General features: G+C 70.4%; 2 protein-coding genes (1 of these 2 running past the window's edge). Both read right to left on the reverse strand.

Annotated features, from left to right (window positions below; translation table 11 throughout):
- A protein-coding gene (locus tag LEL84_RS05055; protein WP_226513477.1) for a non-ribosomal peptide synthase/polyketide synthase crosses the window boundary here: on the reverse strand, positions 1 to 12,414 show its 5' end (the start). It extends 14,028 nt beyond the left edge of the window; the window shows 12,414 of its 26,442 coding nt (coding positions 1–12,414); it begins with the start codon at positions 12,412 to 12,414; the stop codon falls past the left edge of the window.
- On the reverse strand, positions 12,411 to 20,678 hold the full coding sequence (locus LEL84_RS05060) for an amino acid adenylation domain-containing protein (protein WP_413466939.1): 8,268 nt from the start codon (positions 20,676 to 20,678) through the stop codon (positions 12,411 to 12,413). Before LEL84_RS05060 ends, LEL84_RS05055 begins: the two co-directional genes overlap by 4 nt.
- Positions 20,679 to 21,026: the final 348 nt, after the last annotated feature.

Consider the following 21,026-nt stretch of genomic DNA (forward strand, 5'->3'; position numbering starts at 1 on the left):
ATCCCGCCGCTCCAACCCGAACAACGACTGCATCCACCCCAACCGATTCACCACCGCAGCCTGCGACACCGTCACACCCTTCGGCCGACCCGTCGACCCAGACGTGAACAACGTGTACACACCCGCACCACCCGGCACCTCCCCCACACCCGACACAACCTCACCCAACAAACCCACACCCAACCCCTCACCAACCACCACACCATCAACCGAAACACCCACCCCCTCACCACAATCCACCACCACACGCCGCACACCCCCAACACCCACAACCCCCTCAACCCCCGCAACAACACTCCCCCCACCCACATCCCCCGCAACAACACTCCCCCCACCCACATCCCCCGCCCGCACCAACACCACACCCACACCCGCCGTCGACAACATGAACCCCACCCGCTCCGCAGGCGCATCCACCTCCACCGGCACATACCGACCACCCACAGCCACCACCGCATGCACCGCCACCAACAACTCCAACGACCGCGACATCACCACACCCACAGCCGAATCCACACCCACACCCAACCCCGACAACTCCCGCGCAACACCCCCCACCAACCCACCGAACTCCCCATACGACACCACCCGACCACCCACCCGCACCGCCACCGAACCCACCGACAACCCCACCCGCTCAGCAACCACCGACCCCACCGAACGACCCGACCACCCCAACCCCACCTCCACACCACGCGACCAACCCTCGACCGTCGGGCGCACGGCAGTCGGCATCGGGTCGAGCGCGGCCACCGGCAGGGACGGGTCGTCGATCACCGCGTCGAGCAGGTCGGTCAGCATGGCGGCGACCGTCTCGGCGACACCCTCGCCGACGACGGACAGATCCGTCTTGACCGTGAGGCAGAGGTCGTCGCCCTCCGGTGCGGCGATGAGCGCGAGCGGATAGTGCGTGGCGTCGGACGTGCTCACGTCGCGGATCTCGAGGCCCGAGGTCCGCGACCCTGCCACGACCGTGTCCGCGTCGACCGGATACGACTCGAAGACCACGAGGGTGTCGAACAGGCGCGGATGCCCGGTCGCCGCGGTGATGTCGCCGAGTCCGATGAACTGGTGGTCGAGCATGCGGGCGCGGGCGTGGTGCAGTTCACCGATGAGAGCGGCCAGCGATCGACCCGGTGCGACGTCGGCAACGACCGGCACGGTGTTGATGAACAGGCCGATCATGCCGTCGGCACCGTCGAGGTCGGCCGGCCGCCCCGACACCGTCTCACCGAAGACGACTCGTTGCTCGCCGGTGAAGCGGGACAATACGATCGACCATGCCGCATTCAGCACTGTGCTCGTCGTCGTGCCCAGCGTCCGCACCGTCCGTTCGAGGGCGGCCCGGGTGGTCGCGGACACCCGCGCCGTCACCTCGTGCCGCCGGGGCTCGCGGTCGGCACCGGGGTGCACCTGTGGACGGACCAGCGTCGGAACGATGTCGGCGAGATGCTCGCGCCAGGCGGTGATCGCGGTCTCGGCGTCGCGTCGGTCGAGCCAGTCGAGGTAGGACTCGAAGTCACGTGCCGGCGTGATCGCCGGGCGGCCGAGGTGGGCCGCGAGGAGGTCGGCGACGAGAATCGGCCCCGACCATCCGTCCAGGATGATGTGGTGTGCGGTGATGACCAGTGTGTGCGCCGGGCCCGTCACCGTGTCGTGGGACACCGCGGAGAACCGGATGAGCGGCGGGTCGTCCAGGACAAACGGGCGTCGTAGGTCCTCGTCGGCGATCTGCACGATCCGCGAGGCCGCGTCGGCCATGCTCAGACCGGTGAGGTCCACGCCGCGGAAGTCGGGTTCGGTCACCGCGGGATGATCGGCCGGGGGTACCACCACGACCAGCCGACCCGACGGTGTGCGGGTGAACCCCGAGCGCAGTACCCGTTGCCTGGTCAGTAGTTCGCGGACTGCCGGCAGGATCATGTCGGCGGGGTGAGCTCCGTCGAACTCGATGACCGACTGGGTCACATAGGGATCGACGCCGACCAGCCGCTGGGCCTCGTAGAAGAGCCCCTGTTGGAGCGGCGTCGGCGGCCAGATCGCGTAGCGGCCGCGCGTCCGTGCTGCGCGTGTCCGGGTGGCGAGCACGTGGTCGATGTCCGTCTGGTCGAGCCCGCCGATCACGTCGGTCTCGCTCGGACCCGGGTCGCCCACGGCATCCACATACGCGGCGAGCGAGGACAGTGCAGATTCCCAGCGATCGGCGATCCCGCCCAGCGCGGACTCGTCGAACAACCCCTCGGGTGCGGTGAGGTCCACTCGCAACTCCCGACCCCCCGCGGTCGCCACCGAGGCGGCCGTCACGGTCAGCGCCGCCAATGCGATCATGTCTCCCCGAACCGACGGCGGAAGCGGCGGCGCGTCCCCGATCGGCACGAAATCCGTTGCCGTCGAATCGGTGTCGTCGATGTCTCCGCCCCCGAGCAGACCCAGGTAATTGACCGTGATCGGCGGGAGGGGCCGGTGTCGCAGCGGCGAGCCGGGACGCAACCATCGCAGGGGCCCGAACGCGATGCCGTTGTCCGGCATTCGGGACTGAGTGTCTTTGAGCGCCTTGACCATCGTCGCCAGACGATGACCGGGGGTGACGTCCGCGACGGTCTCACCCCGAGCGGCTGTGCTGGTCGCCTCCACCGGCCCCGGGACGTCGACGCTCACGGGTACGAACGAGGTGAACCACCCGACCGTCTCGGCCAGGTCGGCGCCGGGTGCGATGCCCTCTTCGCGGCCGTGGTTCTCGATCACCATCGACACCGGACCGGACGCCGTGACCGGATCTCGCAGCGCGAATGCCACGGCCGCGGCCACCACGGTGTCCGGGCGCGCACCGAACATCTCGGTGACCGTGCCCAGGACCCGCTCGGCCAGACCGGCGCCGACGGTGCGGGACACCGAGATCGTGGTCGCGAGACGGTCCCGGGCCCGGTCGATCTTCCACGCCGTCGGGGTCGGCGGCAGCTGGCGCGACCACCACTCGATCTCCTCTGCGCGGTCGGCGAGTCCGGCCAGCACACCCGACCAGCGCCGGAACGAGGTACCCGAGGCCGCGAGGCCCGGCGTCTCCCCGTTGCGGTACTGCCACCACGCGCGTCCCAGACCGGCCACGATGGTCGGCCACGACACGGCGTCGACGCCGAGATGATGGGCGGCGACGACGAGTCGCCCGGTGCCGTCGGCGAAGCGGACGCCGATCGCCGCGACCAGTCGTCCGTGGGCCGGCGACAAGGTCGCGAGGGCGCGCGCGTGGGCTGCCCGGATGGCGCTGTCGACGGAGCGCGCCGGCGTCGATGCCCGGTTCGATGTCGAGATGTCCGAGCGGTCGAGGATCTCGACCGTGATGTCACCCGGGTCGCCGTCGCCCGCCACGACGACCGGACCCCCGACGGAGTCGGTCCGCAGCGATGCGGTCAGCATCGGATGGGCCGCGACGACCGCGGTCACCACCGCGCGGACGGCGGCCTCGTCCGCCTCGACCGGCAGCGCGAGCACCGTGCTCTGCGAGAAGTCCGCGAGGTCGTCCGGGTCGTCGGCGAGGTCGAGCATCCACGCCAGGCCCGGGGTCATCCCGACCGGACCGATTGCCCCGCCCGGCATTTCGTCGAGTCCCCGGATCGCCTCCGTCTGTGCACGACGGGCCAGCTCACGGATGGTCGACGCCGCGAACACATCGCGCGGGGTCAGATGGAGCCCCGCGGCGCGCAGCATCGACGTGAGGCGGATGGATGCGATGGAGTCCCCGCCGAGTTCGAAGAACGACCGGGTCACCGGGACGTCCTCGACCCCGAGGAGTGATGCAACGATTGCGGCGACGGTCCGTTCCGCGTCGTCGGCGGGTGCGGCGTCGGCGTGGACGGCTTCCGACAACGGGTCGAAGCGCGGCGCCGGCAGCGATTTCCGGTCCAGTTTGCCGGTGCTGCCGAGCGGCGCTTCGGTCAGCGGCACCCACAGTGTCGGCCGCATGTACACCGGCAACGACGAGGTCACCGCCTCCCGCGCGCGTGCGATGAACCCGTCCCCGTCCGGTCCACCGCCGCCGGGTCCGATGAGATATCCCACCAGGTGGTCCGAACCGCCCGGGGCGCTCGCGACGGTGACCACGGCCTGGCGTACGCCGTCGATGCCGGACAGGACCGCCTCGATCTCACCGAGTTCGATCCGCTGTCCGCGGAGTTTGACCTGGAAGTCCCTGCGTCCCAGATACTCCAGGTCGCCCGCACGGTTACGCCGGACGAGGTCGCCGGTGCGGTACAGGCGTCGGCCGCCGCCTGCGGGATCGGCGACGAAGCGTTCGGCGGTGAGGTCCGGCCGCGCCGCATATCCGCGGGCGAGCTGGACGCCTCCCAGATACAACTCGCCGGTGACGCCCGCCGGCACGGGACGTAACCGTGCGTCGAAGACGAACGTCTGGGTGTTCCACACCGGCCGCCCGATGGGCACCACGTCGGCGCCGGGGTCTGGAGTCGCGACGGCGACCTCGACGGCGGCTTCGGTGGGACCGAACAGGTTGGAGACGCGTACGTGTGGGAGTGCGGCGCGCGTCGCCCGCAGCGTCCCCGGTGGCAGGGCCTCGCCGGAGCAGTAGAGGTGTCGCAGGCTCGGCAGCGGCGAACTCGCATCGTCGCGAATGTCACCGGCGCCGGGAGCGGAGCGAGCGGGCCGGATTTCATCGATGAAGACGGCGAGCAGTGACGGGACGAAGTGCACCGTGGTGATCTGCTCGGCGTCGATCAGCCGAGCCATCGAATGCGGGTCGAGATGGGCGTCGTCGGGCGCGATGACCAACCGGGCGCCGGTCAGCGCCGGGGTCAGCAGTTCGGGCACCGACACGTCGAATGTGAAGGGCGTCTTCAGGAGGATCGAGTCGTGCGGTCCGATCCCGAATTCGTCGACTCCCCATCGCAATCGGTTGAGTACGGCGCGATGGGACACCGTGACGCCCTTGGGTCGGCCGGTGGACCCCGACGTGAAGATGGTGTACGCCGCGTGGTCGGGACGCAGTACCGACAGACGTTCGTCGTCGCCGACCGGGACGGTGTCGAGGTCGACCGGGCTCGCGGCGTCGACCACGATCGCGCGGGGGACAACGTGCGCCGCGGGCGCCCGGTCGTCGCAGATCAGCGCGATCCTCGCGTGCGCGGTGTCGACCATGTGGCGAACGCGGTCGGAGGGAGCGTCGGGTGCCACCGGCATGTACTGACCGCCGGCGGCGAGTACCGCGTGGACCGCGATGACCAGTTCGATCGACCGCGGCATGCACACCGCGACGCAGTCCTCCGGGCCGATCCCCAGCGCGATGAGTTCCCGCGCGAGGGTGGCCACCCGCGCGGCGAACTCGCCGTGGGTGAGAGTGCGGCCCCCGAAACGCACCGCAACCGCCTCCGACGCTCGCAGATGGTCGGCGGCCGCGATCGCCGCCGGGATCGTGAGGTCGGGCAGGACGACCGCGGGTCCGACCGAGAGCTGTTGTTGCGCATCAGCTTCGGCTGCGGTGAGGATGGGGAGATCGGCGACCGGTAGGTCGGCGTCGGCGGCGATCGAGCTGAGTGCCGCGGACAACGCCGCGGAGATCATCTCCGCGGTCGCCGGGTCGAACAGCGCAGTGGCATAGGCGATCGAGCCGGTCAGCCCACCGTCGGCGGTCTCGCGGAAACCGATGGTGAGGTCGAATTTCGCGGCGGTGTCCTCGATCTCGACGAACTCGGTGTCGAGACCGGCCAGTGTGCCGAGCGCGGGTCTGCCGCTCGTGGAGTGGACGAGCAGCACCTGGGCGAGCGGCTCCACGTTCTCGATGCGCTGCGGGTTCACCGCGTCGATCACCCGCTCGAACGGCACGTCGGCGTTGTCGAACGCCGCGAGGTCGGCGTTCTTGACCTGCTCGAGCAACGCGCCGACGGTGAGGTGCGGCTCGACGTCGACCGACAGGATGACGGTGTTGACGAACATGCCGATCAGCTGGTCGATCTCGCGTCGGCCTCGTCCTGCGACGGGCGTGGCCACGGCGATCCGGTTCGTCGACGTCAGGCGCGCGAGGACTGCAGCGGTGGCCGTGTGCGCGACCATGAACAGGGTGGCACGGCGGGCGGCGGCGCGTCGGCGCAGTCGCGACACGACGGCCGCGGGCAGCGACCACCGCACCGTGGCCGCGCGTCCGTCGGTTTCGGCGGGGCGCGGGCGATCGATCGGCAGCGGGAGGATGTCGGGCAGACCGGTCAACCGCTCGACCCAAAACCGCAACTGGCGCGCGATCAGGGAGTCGGCGTCCGCGGGGTCACCGAGCCGATGTCGTTGCCACACCGCGTAATCCGCGTACTGGAAGCGCAGGGCCGGCCAGGCCGGCGCGCGGCCCGACCGCCTGGCCGCGTACGCCCGCGCGATCTCGGCCGCCAGCACCGGTGCCGACTCACCGTCGGCGGCGATGTGGTGCAGCGCGATGACGAGTACGTGGTGATCCGCCGACGCGGTGATGACGCGCACCCGCACCGGTAGGTCCGTCGTCACGTCGAACGTGGTCGTGACGAGTTCCTGGATCTCCTGGTCGACGACCTCGTCGGATGATGCGGCGGCCCGCGGCGGGACCACGGTGTGCCCGATCGTGATGCGCCCGGCCCAGTCGTCGGGCGCATGCGTCACGGGTTCGACACCGACGGCGCGAGCGCCCGTTTCGGCCGACGCGGACCCGGCCGCGATGGATTCCGCGCCGGTGTCGCCGTCGGGCGTCGTCGTCGGGTAGATCGTGCGCAGCACCTCGTGGCGGTCGACGACGTCGAGGATCGCCGCCCGCATCGCGGACACGTCGAGGTCGCCGCGCAGACGGACCACGATGGGGATCACGTAGGCGGCGGAGTGCGGATCGAACTGGTTGAGGAACCACATCCGGCGCTGGGCGTACGAGAGGGGCGCCGGGTCCGGCCGGCGGATCGCCTCGAGCGCGGGCAGATCGGCACCGCGACCGTGTTGCCCCGCATCGACGGCGGCGGCCAGCGCCCGGACCGTCGGCGTCTCGAACAGCGCGCGGACTCCGATCTCCACGCCGAGCGAGCCATCCAGGCGGGCCACCACCCGGGTCGCCGACAGCGAGGTGCCGCCGAGATCGAAGAACGACGCCTCGGCCGACACCTCCTCCGCGGCATCGAGTCCGAGGACCTCGGCGTAGACCGCGGCGACCGCCTGCTCGGTTGCCGTCGACGGACGGACGTGGACGTGTTCACCGAAACGCGGTGTGGGCAACGCCCTGCTGTCGAGCTTTCCGGTGGCCGTCAGCGGGATGTCGTCGATCGGCACGATCACGGTGGGCACCATGTGGGCGGGGAGCCGTCGAGCCGCGTGGGTCGCGACGTCTGCGGTGTCGGGCGCAGCGCCGGCGACACCATGGACCCAGGACACGAGGACCGTCTCACCCGAGGTCGGGTGTTCGATTCCGGCGGTCGTCGAGAAGTCCACCCCGGGGTGCTCGCCGAGAACCGCGTCGATCTCACCGAGTTCGATCCGGAAACCCCGTATCTTGACCTGGAAGTCGCTGCGGCCCAGGAAGTCCAACGTCCAGCGGCCGCTCCGTCGGCGCCATCGTACGAGATCACCGGTCCGGTACATCCGCTCGCCCGGCGCGCCGAACGGTGCCGCGACGAAGCGCTCGGCGGTCAGCGCGGTCTGGCCGACGTAGCCGGCGGCGAGGGCGGAACCCGCCAGATACAGTTCACCGGCCACGCCGGCGGGAACGGGATGCAGGCGGGAATCGAGAACTGCGGCGGTGACACCGGCGATCGGACCGCCGATGGTGACCGCGGAGTCGGGCCGCATCGGTGCCGACGATGTCGCCCAGATGGTGGTCTCGGTGGGACCGTAGAGATTGCGCATCGAGCGACCGGCGGACCATGCCCGGACCAGTTCCGGCGAACAGACGTCACCGGCGACGGAGATGACCTCGAGATCGGGGAACCCGGTGCCGGTCGCCGCGCCCGATTCGGTGACCGCCTCGGACACCGTGGCGAGGGCGGTCGGGGTGATCGTCGCGTGGGTGATGCGCTCCCGCCGCAGGATCGCCGCGAGTTCGGCGCCGCCCGTGACCCCGCCGGGCACCACGACCATGGTCGACGCGGCCGCCACCGCGACCAGTGTCTCGAACACCGCGGCGTCGAAACCCGGTGCCGCGAAGCGGAGTACGCGCGCCGCCGGCGTGAGTCCGAATCTCGCACGGGCATCGGCGACCAGATCGGCCAGCCCGCGGTGGGTGACCGCGACGCCTTTCGGCCGGCCGGTCGAGCCGGACGTGAAGATGACATAGGCCGTCTCGTCGGGGCGCGGACGTCGGGCGGACGCGACTCCGGTCTCGTCCGGACCGCCGAGCTGTTCGGCAACGACCCAGTCCACCGCCGCAGCCGCCGGTCGCAGCCCGGCGACGGCCTCGGACGAGGTGACCCCCAGACGCGCGTCGACGGTGGCCAGCATGTAGCGCAGGCGCTCCCCGGGCAGGCCGGGGTCGACGGGCGCCACCGCCGCGCCCGTGCGCGCGATCGCCCAGAACCCGACCGTGCCTTCGAGAGATCTCGGTGTGGCGAGGGCGATCACGGCGTCCGGCGCGGCGCCGCGCGCACGAAGTACGTCGGCCAGCCGGCGCGTACGGAGGTCGAGCTCGGTGTACGTCAGGTGCTGCCCGTTCTCGGTGACCGCGATGCCGTCGGGGTTCACGGCGATCGCGGCGTCCAGCAGGTCGGCGAGCGTCGACCTCGCCGACGCGAGACCCGGTGCCGCGATCACCGCATCCGAGTGATCGTCTCCGGTGGACAGGTCGCCGACCGGCGTGTGCGGCTCGTCCACCACCGCTCGCGCGATGGCGGTCATCCGACGGACGAACGCGTCCACCGTGCCGGCATCGAAGAGGGCGGTGGCATAGGTGACGATCACGCGCGTGTCGTCGGCCGGGCTGCGACCCGGCTCGTCGAGGACCGTGATCTGCAGGTCGACCTTCGCGGTGGTGACCGGGGCCTCGATCTCGGAGACGACGACCCCCGGCAACTCGACGGTCGGCCGTGCGGCGTTCTGGAATGCCAGAGCGACCTGGACCAGCGGCGGATGCGCGGTGTCGCGTACCGCGACGACCTCGTCGACCACGGTCTCGAACGGTAGATCGGCGTGATCGAGTGCGGTCACATCGATCTCGCGGATGTCGTCCAGCAGATCGGTGAACGAGGCCGCTCGACGCACCCGGCTGCGCAGCGCCAGCGTGTTGACGAACATCCCGATCAATGGGTCCAGATCGCGCTCGCCCCGACCCGCGACCGGGGTCCCGATGACGACGTCCTCGTCGGCGCCGGACCGGACGAGAGTGACCGCGAGCAGGGCGTGGACGGCCATGAACATCGTCGCGCCGTGCCGACCGGCGAGGTCTCCCAGAGCGTTCCAGGTGGCGGCGTCGAACGTCGCCGACAGCTCGGCACCCGAGTCGTCCCGAACCGGGGTGCGCGGCCGGTCCACCGGCAACTCGATGAGTGCCGGCACCCCGGCGAGACGGGTTCGCCAGTGGTCGAGCTGACGTGCTGCGAGAGACGTGGGGTCGGCGGCGTCCCCGAGCCGATGGTGCTGCCACACCGAGTAGTCGACGTATTGGATCGGCAGTGGCGCCCAGCTGGGTTCGCGGCCGGCCGCGCGCGCCTCGTACGCGGTGACGAAGTCGGTGACCATCGGCGCGACCGAGCCACCGTCGCTGATGATGTGGTGCACCACCAGGACCAGGATCACGGCGTCGTCGGCGACGCGGATCAGGCGGGCCCGAACAGGCGCACCGGCTTCGAGATCGAATCCACGACTGGTGATCTCGGCGATGGTGGCCGTGACGTCGCCCTCGTCGGCGCCGCGCATGTCGATCGGGGGTGTCACCCGGACGTCGTGTCGAGGGTCTCCCGCGGGCGCGATGACCTGCTCGGGAACGCCGTCCACCGATACGAATCGCGTGCGCAGCACCTCATGTCGCGCAAGCAGATCCGCGAGAGCCGCGGCGACGACCGCAGGGTCCGGGGACCGGTCACCCGCCGCCTCCAGACCAGAACCCGATGCGGCATCGAGGCGGAGCACGGCCGGGATGAGATACCCGGCCCCGCCCGGATCCAGCGTCTCCAGAAACCAGATTCGACGCTGTGCGGGCGACAACGGGAGCACCCCGTCGCGGCCCACTCGGCGCAGGGGCACCCGGCGATCAGCTCCCCCGCGTCCGTCGTGGTCTCCGGGGTCGCGTCCGTCGATGACCGCTGCCAGACCCCGGACCGTCGGATCTGCGAACACATCTCGCGCGGAGACCGTCGTGCCGAATTGCTCGGCTGCCCGGGCGGCCACCCGGGTAGCGGTGAGCGAGTTGCCACCGAGATCGAACAACGACGTGGTGACCCCGACGTCGCTCACGCCCAAGATCTCGGCGACCAGTGCGGCCAGGGCCGCCTCGGTCGCGCCGGCGGGCGGCTCGGCGACCTCCGGGCCATCGCCGAACCCCGGATCGGGCAGCGCGCCGCGATCGAGCTTGCCGTTCACGGTGAGCGGCAGTCGCGGTAGCCGGACGAACCGGGTGGGCACCATGTACTCCGGCACCGCGGTCGCCAGGCGCGTACGGATCTCGCTGTCCGACAGCCCGACTGCGTCAACGGCCGACGAAGCGGCGCCGCCCGCGGCGACGAGGTAGCCGACGAGATGCTCGGTGTCGCCGAGCGTACGGATGTCCGCCCCCGCCGCGTCGACGCCGTCGAGCGCCGACATCGCCGACTCGACCTCTCCCAGCTCGATCCGGAAGCCGCGGAGTTTCACCTGGCCATCGCGTCGTCCCACGAATTCGATGGACCCGTTGCGGGACATCCCGACGTCGCCGGTCCGGTACATCCGACCGCCCGGCGGTCCGAACGGGTCGGCGACGTACCGCGTGGACGTCTGACCGTGCCGGTTCAGGAACCCGCGGGTGACCTGGGCGCCCGCGACGTACAATTCACCGGGCACGCCGTCGGGCACGGGGGCGAGCCGACCGTCGAGGACGTACACCCGCGAACCGAGCAGCGGGGTCCCGATGTCGGAGGCGGTTGCCCGGTCGACGAATGCGCGCGTCAGTTCCCGACGGGTCATGTAGACGGTGGTCTCGGTGGGACCGTACATGTTGTTCAGTTGCGGGCCCGCGACATCGGCGCCGGGACGGGTCGCCGACCCGTCGGCCGCCCGGTCGGTCTGCCATGTCCGGACATGTTCGTAGTCGAGGAGTTCGCCCGAGAAGTGCAGGCGCCGAACGGACTCGGGCAATCGACGGCCGAGGGGCGGGCGGACGACCGCCGCGAACTGATAGAACGACGACGGGGTGAAGTTGGCGATCGTGACCCCGTGCCGGTCGAACGCCTCGACCACGTCGTCCGGGGCGCGGGTCGTCGCATGGTCGAGCACGAGGAGACGACCGCCGGCGCGCAGTGCGGCCCAGATCTCGCCGACCGAGACGTCGAACGCGTAGGAGTGGAACATCGACCACACGTCGTCGGGTGAACTCTCCACGACGGCGTCGAGCGCATCGAGCAGCGACACCACGTTGTCGTGGGTGACGACAACGCCTTTGGGGCGTCCGGTGGATCCGGAGGTGTACATCACGTAGGCGCTCGACTGCGCGGTCACCCGCTCCGGCAGCGGTGGGGCCGAGACCGACCGGGCATCGATGTCGTATTGCGTCAACAGGTCCTGCGGCGTGCACAGCGGCGCGGGCATCGCAGCCCAGGCCCCGACCGTCTGGGCGTCGGCCACGACGGCGACCGGCGACGCGTCCTCGACGATCCCGCGCAGGCGCGCAACCGGGTGTGTCCGGTCGAGGGGTAGATAGGCGGCACCGGTCTTGAGAACCGCGAGCAACGCCACGATGAGGTCCACCGAGCGCGGAAGCGCGACCCCCACGAGTGTTTCGGGACCCGCACCACGATCGACGAGGGCGTGCGCCATCCGTTCGGAGCGCTCGTCGAGTTCCCGGTAGGTGAGCGACGCCCCGTCGAGGTCGGCGAGAGCGACGGCGTCGGCACGTCGTCGTGCGGCGATCCGAAAGAGCCCCGGCAGCGACTCGCGGTCACCGAGGCCCAGGATCTCGGTGATCCGCCGGTCGAGTTCATCGACGATTCCGGCCGCGGCGGTTGCGAGTTGCGATCCGCTCAGCCCCGCGCGCGGCATCAGCGCCGTCACCGTTGCGCGGAGGGCGGCGTCGGGCGCGACGCCCCGCTCCGCCAGGGTGATCGCCGAGGCCGAGACCCGGCGGTGCAGAGCACGGAAGGTCACCGGGCCGGCCGCCCCGGACATCGCCTCGTCGTCGCCGGCATGGGCGGCGGCGAGCGCCAGCAGCCGAATCGCGGACGGGCGGCGCAGCGACGGCTGGGCATGCCCCGTCGAGGTGCGGGGAATCGAGGTGTCCGACGTCACGCGGGTTCCACTCGATTTCGCTCAACCGCGCCCGATCCGGCGCCCGTGTGGCCGTGCACGACGGCATCGGCGGCGGTTCGCACGCTGCCGAAGACCTCGTCGATGGACCGGTCGGCGTCGGCGAGGAGCGTCGCCACGGCGATCGTCAACGCCTCCGCCGGGTCTTCGTCGGGAATCGACATCGACATCGCGACCGCGGTTGCCTCGAGATCGGCGAAGGTCACCTGTGGCGCCCCCGCGACGCCGATGACCGTGTCGGGCGCGACGGCCGCGACCTCCGACACCAGCTCGTGCAGCGGCCGGACGGCATCGTTCCCGCCCGCTTGCGGCGCGTTCTGCTCCGCCCAGACGGCGAGATCCCCGATCGCAGTATCCGGCCGTGACACGATGTCGGCCAACAGATTTCGGAACCTCTCGGCGAACAGGGCCACCGTGCCGGGGTCGAAGAGATCGGTGTCGAAGGCGATCTGCCCGCCCAGCGCGCCGTTCCGGTCGACGCCGTCGGGGTCGCCCGGGTAGAGCATGACCTCGAGGTCCACCTTGGCGGGAAAGGACTCGGGCAGACGCGGCCGGACATGGAGCCCGTCGAGTTCGATGTCCGGGAACTCGAGATTCTGGTACGAAAGCATCACCGAGAACAACGGGTTGCGGCGTCCGCGGCGGACCGACGCACGGTCGGTCCGGGCGAGATGATCGACGATCTCGTCGAAGGACACGTCGGTGTGACCCAGGTCGGCGAAATCATCGGTGTGCACCCGTCGCAAGAGCTCCGCGAACGGCTCGTCGAGGCGAAGCCGCGTACGCAGGGGCACCGTGGTCGCGAGCATCCCCACCATGTCGGTCAGGGCGGGATCATCACGACCGGCGAACGGTGTGCCGATGACGATGTCGTCGCTTCCCGACAACCGCCCGATCAGGACCGCGAGCGCCGCGTGCAGGACGGCGAACTGCGTCGTGTTGCCCACCCGCGCCATCTGACGGAGCATCGTCGCGGTCGACGACGGGATGTCGAGATCGACCACTCCGCCCACATGGCGGGGCTCCACGGGCCGGGGCCGGTCGGTCGGGATCGTCGCCGGCTCCCCCGCCCGATCCAGACGCTGCCCCCAGTACCGCAGTTGACGCTGCCGTTCCGTCTCCCCGTCGGGCCGCGTGGTCTGCAGGCGCTCGGCGTGCCAGATCGCATAGTCGGCGAACTGCACGCGCTGCCCCACCGCACTTCTCGATCCGGCTCGCCCCGAGATGCGGGCGGAGTAGAACTCGGCGAGGTCGCGGGCCAGCGGGCCGAGCGACCCACCGTCGGCGTTGATGTGGTGGACGACGAACACCAGCAAGTGCCGGTCCGGGCTCACGCGCAGGATCGTCGCGCGTACCGCCGGGGGGCCGGTCAGGTCGAAACCAGCTCCGACGACAGCCGCGACCTCGGCGCCCAACCGGTCCTCGGCGGGCATGTCGGGCCGGTCACCGGCGAGATCGACGAGCGGAATCCGCAACGCGTGCACCGCATCCGCAGCGGGGATGATGAGTTGCACCGGTGTGCCGTCGTGCAGCGGGTAACGGGTGCGCAGCGACTCGTGCCGCGCGACGAGGTCACCCACCGCGCCCGTGAGGGCCGGGACGTCGAGCCGGCCGTCGAGTTCCAGGGTCAGGCCGACGTTGTAGGCGGGCGAGGCCGGATCGGTCTGGTTGATCGACCACAGGCCGCGCTGCACCCCAGTGAGGTCGACGAGATGAGTGCGTTCGCGCGGCGTCAGCATGCGTCCCGAGACCGCCCGGTCGGCCGTCGCCACCGCCGCCACGAAGTCCGCGACGGTCGGGTTCTCGAAGAGCAGCGACATCGGCACGCGGCGTCCGACGTGCTGTTCGACGCGATAGGCGACCTTGGTCGCCGACAGCGAGCTCCCGCCGAGTTCGAAGAACCCGTCGCACACGCTGACCTCCCGCAGACCGAGCACGTCGGCGAAGATCTGGGCCACGACGCCCTCGAGCCGGCTGCGGGGGCCGACATATTCACGTGCGGGCGAGATCTCCACCGCGGGCAGGGCGCGGCGGTCGACCTTGCCGGTCCGGGTCATCGGCAACTCGTCGAGCACCACCACGGTGTGCGGCACGAGGTGCGACGGGAGACGGGCGGCGGCGTGGTCGAGGATGTGCTCGGGTGCGGGGACCCGGTCGGCAGGGGCGGTCACATACGACACCAGCACCGTGTCCCCAGCCGGTGTCGACGTCCCGACGGTGACCGCGATGTCCACATCGGGATGGCTTGCGAGCACGCCGTCGACCTCGCCGGGTTCGACCCGCATGCCGCGGATCTTGATCTGGAAGTCGTTGCGCCCGTGGTAGACGATGTCGCCGGACGGTGTGCGCGTGACGAGGTCACCGGTGCGGTACATCCGCCCCCCGGTCTCGAACGGATCGGCGACGAACCGGCCCGCCGTCAGTCCGGGACGACCGTGGTAGCCGCGCCCGAGTGCCCGTCCCGACAGGTACAGCTCACCCAGGACACCGTCCGGCACCGGACGCAGGCAGGCGTCGAGGACCCGGACGCCGACTCCGGCGATCGGCCCACCGATAGTGACCGGTTCCGCGGGCCGGAGGGGCGCGGAGGCGGTGGCCCAGATCGTGGTCTCGCTGGGACCGTAGAGATTGAGCAGCGGGCGGCCCGCCGCGTGCCACCTCGCGACCAACTCCGGAGGGCAGGCCTCGCCCGCCACCATCACGACCGAGAGTTCGGGCACCGCCGCAGGATCGAGAGTGGCGAGCGCGGTGGGCGTCATGATCGTGTGGGTGACCCGGTGACGGGCGATGATGGTCGCCAGCTCGGGACCGGCGAACACCTCGGGTGGGCTGATCGCCAGCTGGGCGCCCGAACACACCGCGAACACGATCTCCCAGACCGCAACATCGAATCCCGGTGCGGCGACGTGGAGTATGCGCGAGTCCGGGCCCGCGCCCAAGCGATGCTGCTGCTCGCCGACCAGTTCGGCGAACCCGGCGTTGGTCACCGTGACGGCCTTGGGCCGGCCGGTGGACCCGGAGGTGAATTGGAGATAGGCCGCGTCGTCGAGGGCGATCGGCCGTACCCGCTCGGCGTCGGCCACCCGGTGCGTCGGCCGTCCGGCGATGCCCAGATCCACCTCGAGGTCATCGAGAACCAGCTCCGCGACCGTGGATCGGGTCACCGAGGACCCGGCGCCGTCCGTGGTGACGGGATCCGCCGTGATGACCAGAACCGCACCGCTGTCGGCGAGCATCGCCGAACGGCGGGCGGCGGGCAGACGGGAGTCGATCATCACGAAGGCGGCGCCGCTCATGGCCACGCCCAGTACGGCCAGGACCGACCGGGGCGAGCGCGGGATGCTCACCGCGACGACGTCGCCTGGGCCGATGCCGCGTTCGATCAGGACGCGGGCGATCTGATTGGTCGTGGTTGTCACCTCGGACCAGCGGACCGCGCTCTCCCCGAGCAGGGCAGGGGCGCCGGGGTCGGCGCTCGCGAGACCGCGCGTCAGCAGGGTTGCGAGGGTCTGCTCGGGACGCGATCCCCGGGCCGGCGCCGCCAGGGTACGCATCTCGTCCGGGCGGAGCAGGTCGATCGCACCGATGCTCCGCGACGACTCGTGCACCATCTGCTCCAGGACGAACTCCAGCCGCCGCGCCATGTCACGCACCGTAGCGTCGTCGAAAAGATCGGTTGCATAGGCGAATTCGACGTCGTAACGGTCGGTGCGGTCGGTGACCGACACGGTCACGTCGTACTTCGCGGACGGTACCCGGGCATCGAGGACCTCTGCGGACCCGGCCCATCGGGCGAGCTCGGCCAACTGATCGGGTTGAACCGTCAGCGCGACCTGGAACAGCGGCGAGTGCGACGGCGACCGTTGTGGCGCGACAGCGTCCACGACCCGTTCGAACGGGACGTCGGCGCGGCTCATCGCGCGCGCGCAGCGGCGATGCGCGGCGGTGACGAAGTCGGCGACGGTGTCCCCGGGTTGCAGGGTCGTTCGCAGCACGACGGTGTTGACGAACATGCCGACGAGGTCGGCGAGCGCCGGATCGTCGCGGCCGGCGACCGCGGTCCCGATACTCACGTCGTCGGTGGCGGCCAGCCGACCCAAGGTGATCGCCAGGGCGGACTGGAACACCGCGAACGGGGTGACCGCCAACGATCTCGCGAGCTGCCGGATCCCCGCGGTCAGGCCCGTCCCGAGCACGGTGTCCACATGCGCTCCGCTACTCGACATCACCCGCGGACGCGGCCGATCGGTGGGCAACTGCAGCAGATCCGGCGCGCCGCGCAACTCCGCCCGCCAGAACTCCAGGCCCTCGACCAGAACCGACGACGGCGCATCCGGCGTTCCGAGCGTCTCGGCGCGCTCGACGGCGACATCGGCGTACTGCATCGGCAACGGTGAGAGATCCGGTTCCGCACCCGCGCGTCGACTGTCGTACGCGGTCATCAGATCTCGCAGCAGCGGCCGGAGCGAGTGCCCGTCGGCCGCGATGTGATGAAGGACCAGCACGACGATGTCGCCATCCGGATGTCCGGTCACCAGGCGGTACCGGAATGGGATCTCCTCGGCCAGATCGAAGCCCACGTCGGTGATGGCGGAGATCGCCACGTCCACATCGTCTCCGGCGTCGGTGACATGTGTCCCGCTCGCTGCGCTCCCGGCGACAGTGACATGTGTCCCGCTCGCTGCGCTCCCGGCGACAGTGACATGTGTCCCGCTCGCTGCGCTCCCGGCGACGAGCTCAACGTGTGTCCCGCCGGCAAGAAGATCGGCAGCCGTGCGCGAGTCCAGGATTCGCTGCTCGGGTTCGCCGTCGACGACCGGGAACACCGTGCGCAGGATCTCGTGCCGGTCCACGACATCCCGGACCGCCCGGTGCATGGCATCGGCGTCCAGCGCGTGCGCCAGGCGCAGCGCGCCCGCCATGTTATAGGTCGACTCGGCCGGCGACATCCTGTTGATGAACCACAACCGGGTCTGCGCCTGCGACAGCGGGATTCGCGCCGGACGTGGTGGTTGCGACCGGGTCGGGGCGGACCTGTCGGACTGCGGGACGACCACGGCGCGTGACGCGAGATCGGCGAGGTCGACCGCGTCGAAGACGTCGGTCAGGGCGATCCCCAGCCCGTGGTCGACACGTGCGCGGGCCACCATCCGGGCGGCGAGCAACGAATCCGCACCCAAAGCGAAGAGATTGTCCGAGACGCTGACCCCCTCACGGTCCAACGCCTCCTCCACCAGCGACACGATCGCCCGCTCGACCGGGGTCTGCGGCGTCCGGAAACTCGTTGCGGCGGAGCCGAGTACGGGAACCGGCAGCGCGCGTGTGTCCAGCTTGCCCGACCGGGTGGTGGGAAACGCGTCGAGGAAGACGATCCCAGGCGGAACCATGTGTCCGGGGAGTCGCCGTCGGCAGTGCGCGCGCACAGCGTCGGCGTCGAGCAGTTGCCGGGTGTCACCGGCATCACGATCGGCGCGGGAGTCGGGCACGGACCCATCCCGGCGAGCACGGAGGTAGGCGACGAGAACGGGTGCGGGCCCGAGATCGCGGCGGGCGACGACCGCTACCGCGTCGACGCCCGGGATCGCGGCGATCACCGCCTCCACCTCGCCGGGTTCCACGCGCTGACCCCGGATCTTGATCTGCTGATCGGTTCGTCCCAGATACTCCAGTTCACCGTCGGCAGTCCATCGGACCAGATCCCCGGTGCGGTACATCCGGGCACCCACGTCCCCCCGCGGATCGGCCGTGAACCTGCCCGATGTCAGTCCCGGCGCACCGACGTAGCACGATGCCAGCTGCGGCCCCACCAGATACAACTCGCCGGCGACCCCGACCGGAACCGGACGTAGTCGGCCGTCGAGGACCCGCACCTCGGTCCCCGGTACCGGGTGTCCGATCGGAACGACCGGACCATCCGTCGTGACCCGCTGGGCGGTCACGTCGATCGCCGCCTCGGTCGGCCCGTACAGATTCACCAGTCCGGCACGGGTGGTCGACCGTACGCGCCGGGCGAGCCGGGCCGGCAGCGCCTCGCCCGACGTGAACACCCATCGCACGTGATCGGGTAGGGAGAGCCGTTCGTGCGCCACCGTGTCGGTTCCGCCGAAGTCGTCGACGGACTGAGTCGTCGAACCACCGGGGTCCGGTCCGAGCACCACGTCGAGATAGGCATCGAGCATGGACGGTACGAAATGCAGGACGGTGACGCCGGAGCGCGCGATGAGGTCGCGTAGGTACGCGGGATCGCGGTGTCCGCCGGGCATCGCGATCACCATCCGCGCCCCGACGCGCAACGGCCACAGCAACTCCCAGACCGACACGTCGAAGGTCGCCGGCGTCTTGTACAGCACGCCGTCCCCCGCGGCGATCGGGTGACCGTGCTGCATCCACCCGAGGCGTTGCTCGATCGCCCGATGACCGATCTCGACACCTTTGGGCGTCCCGGTCGATCCCGAAGTGAAGATGACGTAGGCGGCCAGATCAGTCGGAACCCGGGTCTCCCGATGCGGCCATGCCGTCGGACCTCGACGCGGGGAGTCGAGACCGGCGACGAAGTGTGCGTCGACGACCAGTGCGGGTTCGACCGCGGCGATGATCGCCTGTCGCCGCTCGTCCGGTTCGGCCGGATCGACCGGCACGTAGGCCGCACCCAGCCCGATCGCGGCATACACGGCGCACACCTGCTCGATCGAGCGGTCCAGTGCCACGACGATGCGATCGCCGCGCCGGGCGCCCAGACTCGTGAACCGGTCCGCGAATGTGTCGCAGGCACGCGCGAAGTCGCGGTAGGTGAGGGTGGTGTCGCCGAACGTCACCGCGGGCGCATCCGGCGTCGACTCGACCTGGCGATCGAAGGCGGCCAGCACGTGCTCACCGACCACGCCGACGGCCGGCCCGCCGGAACCGAGGTCTTCCAGGGTTGCCGACTCCCCGGCCATCAGCAGGTCGAGGTCGGTGACCGGCCGGTTGGGGTGCGCGACGAACTGTGTGAGCACGTTGAGCAGGCGATCGCGGTGCGCCTCGAGTTCCGCCGACCCGTACAGCGTGGGGTTCGCGTGCAGACCCACTTCCAGCGGGGCCTCCGGGCCGGCCGCGAAGACGTTCATCACCAGGTCTTCGACCAGACCGGCGGACAGCATGTGATAGCGCACGCGGGCGCCGTCGATGACAATCGGCTTGTCGAACAGCAACAGGTTGACCAATGGTCCGAACGACGTACCGCGGGCATCACCGAAACCGGCTGCCGCCCTGATGTCCTCGGATCGATACCGCTGATGGCGCAGACCCGCGGTGATCTCCGCGCTGACCGCCGTGACGACGTCGGCGCACGTCGCCGAGGAGATTCCGTCCACGCGCAGCGGCAACATGTTGGAGACCATCCCGGCCGAGTGCCGGACGCGCGCCGTCGTCCGTGCGGTGACCGGCAGACTGAGGACGATGTCGTCGCTGCCGGACATGCGCGCGAGGAACGCGGCGAACGCGGCGGTGAGGATGGCGGCAACCGAGGCGTCGAGGTCCCGGGCGCACCGACGCAGTGCCTCATCCAGTTCGGGACCGAGCAGCCCGGCGGAGACGACGGTCTCGTTGCGGACGCCGGCGGTGGCCGGGTGTGCCGCGAGGCTGACCCGCTCGGGGAGCCCGGCGGCGCGTTCCTGCCAGAATTCGCGGTCTTTCTCGAACCGCGTGCTCTGCCGGTAGGCGGCGTCGTCGGCGACCACCTCGGCGATGCTGGCGCGGCGGACCGGTCGGCGTCCGGTTCGCGGCGGGACCGTGGCAGCGACCTCCGCCGCAGAACTCGGCGCGCGGTGCTCGTTGTAGCGCGCCACCGCTTCGTGCAGGCACATCAGTGCGCCGTATCCATCGAACGCGATGTGGTGACCGCGCATGTACCAGTACGTCCGGTCGTCGGCGATCCGGATGAAGGCCGCGACGGCGACCGGATCGGCCAGCAGGTCCACCGACCGCTGATGGTCGGCGCGCATCCAGTCGGCGGCTGCCGATTCGGGATCCGGGTGCGTCCGCAGATCGACGTCGATCACGTCGAACGGAACGGAGAAGTCGATGTACTGCCGAGGCGTGCCGTCGACCTCGACCACGCGCGTGTACGCCGTCTGCAGGTCGCGTGCCGCCTCCAGCACTCCCCGACGGAACAGCTCCCGATCGAACGGGCGTCCGTCGTCGACGATGTCGAGGTAGTGCGCGACGGTGACCGAGTGGTCGTCGACCAGGTTCTCGGCAAACCACATGGCGCGTTGGGCCGCGGTCAGATCCAGTAGATCCGCCCCTCGAGGCGCGCGGGGTGCCCCCGGGCGCCAGTCTCCCCCAGTCCCATCTCGGTGGGACACAGTGTCATCCATGCGTCGTCCGACGTCGGTTTCGGCGGTTGGGTCGCTCGACGATGACGCCCCCGCGTCCCCCCGCAGCGATCGTCGAACAGCAACAAATCATACGCGGTACATCGCATCCGCTTTGGAAAGTGATACATCCCGCACGATCGGCCGTTCCCGACGATCAGACGACTTCGAAAACTTGTGTGACAGATGGGATCACCCGAGTGCGATGGAGCCACACTGGTCACTTTCGTACCGTCTGGC

Origin of the sequence: Gordonia sp. WA4-43 (genome assembly GCF_020520305.1) — a bacterium.
Taxonomy (GTDB): domain Bacteria; phylum Actinomycetota; class Actinomycetes; order Mycobacteriales; family Mycobacteriaceae; genus Gordonia; species Gordonia hongkongensis.

What these genes read in the sequence shown, in the direction of transcription:
- LEL84_RS05060 (WP_413466939.1), bottom strand. Translation starts at nt 20,678, where the DNA reads ATGTGGTTTGCCGAGAACCTGGTCGACGACCACTCGGTCACCGTCGCG.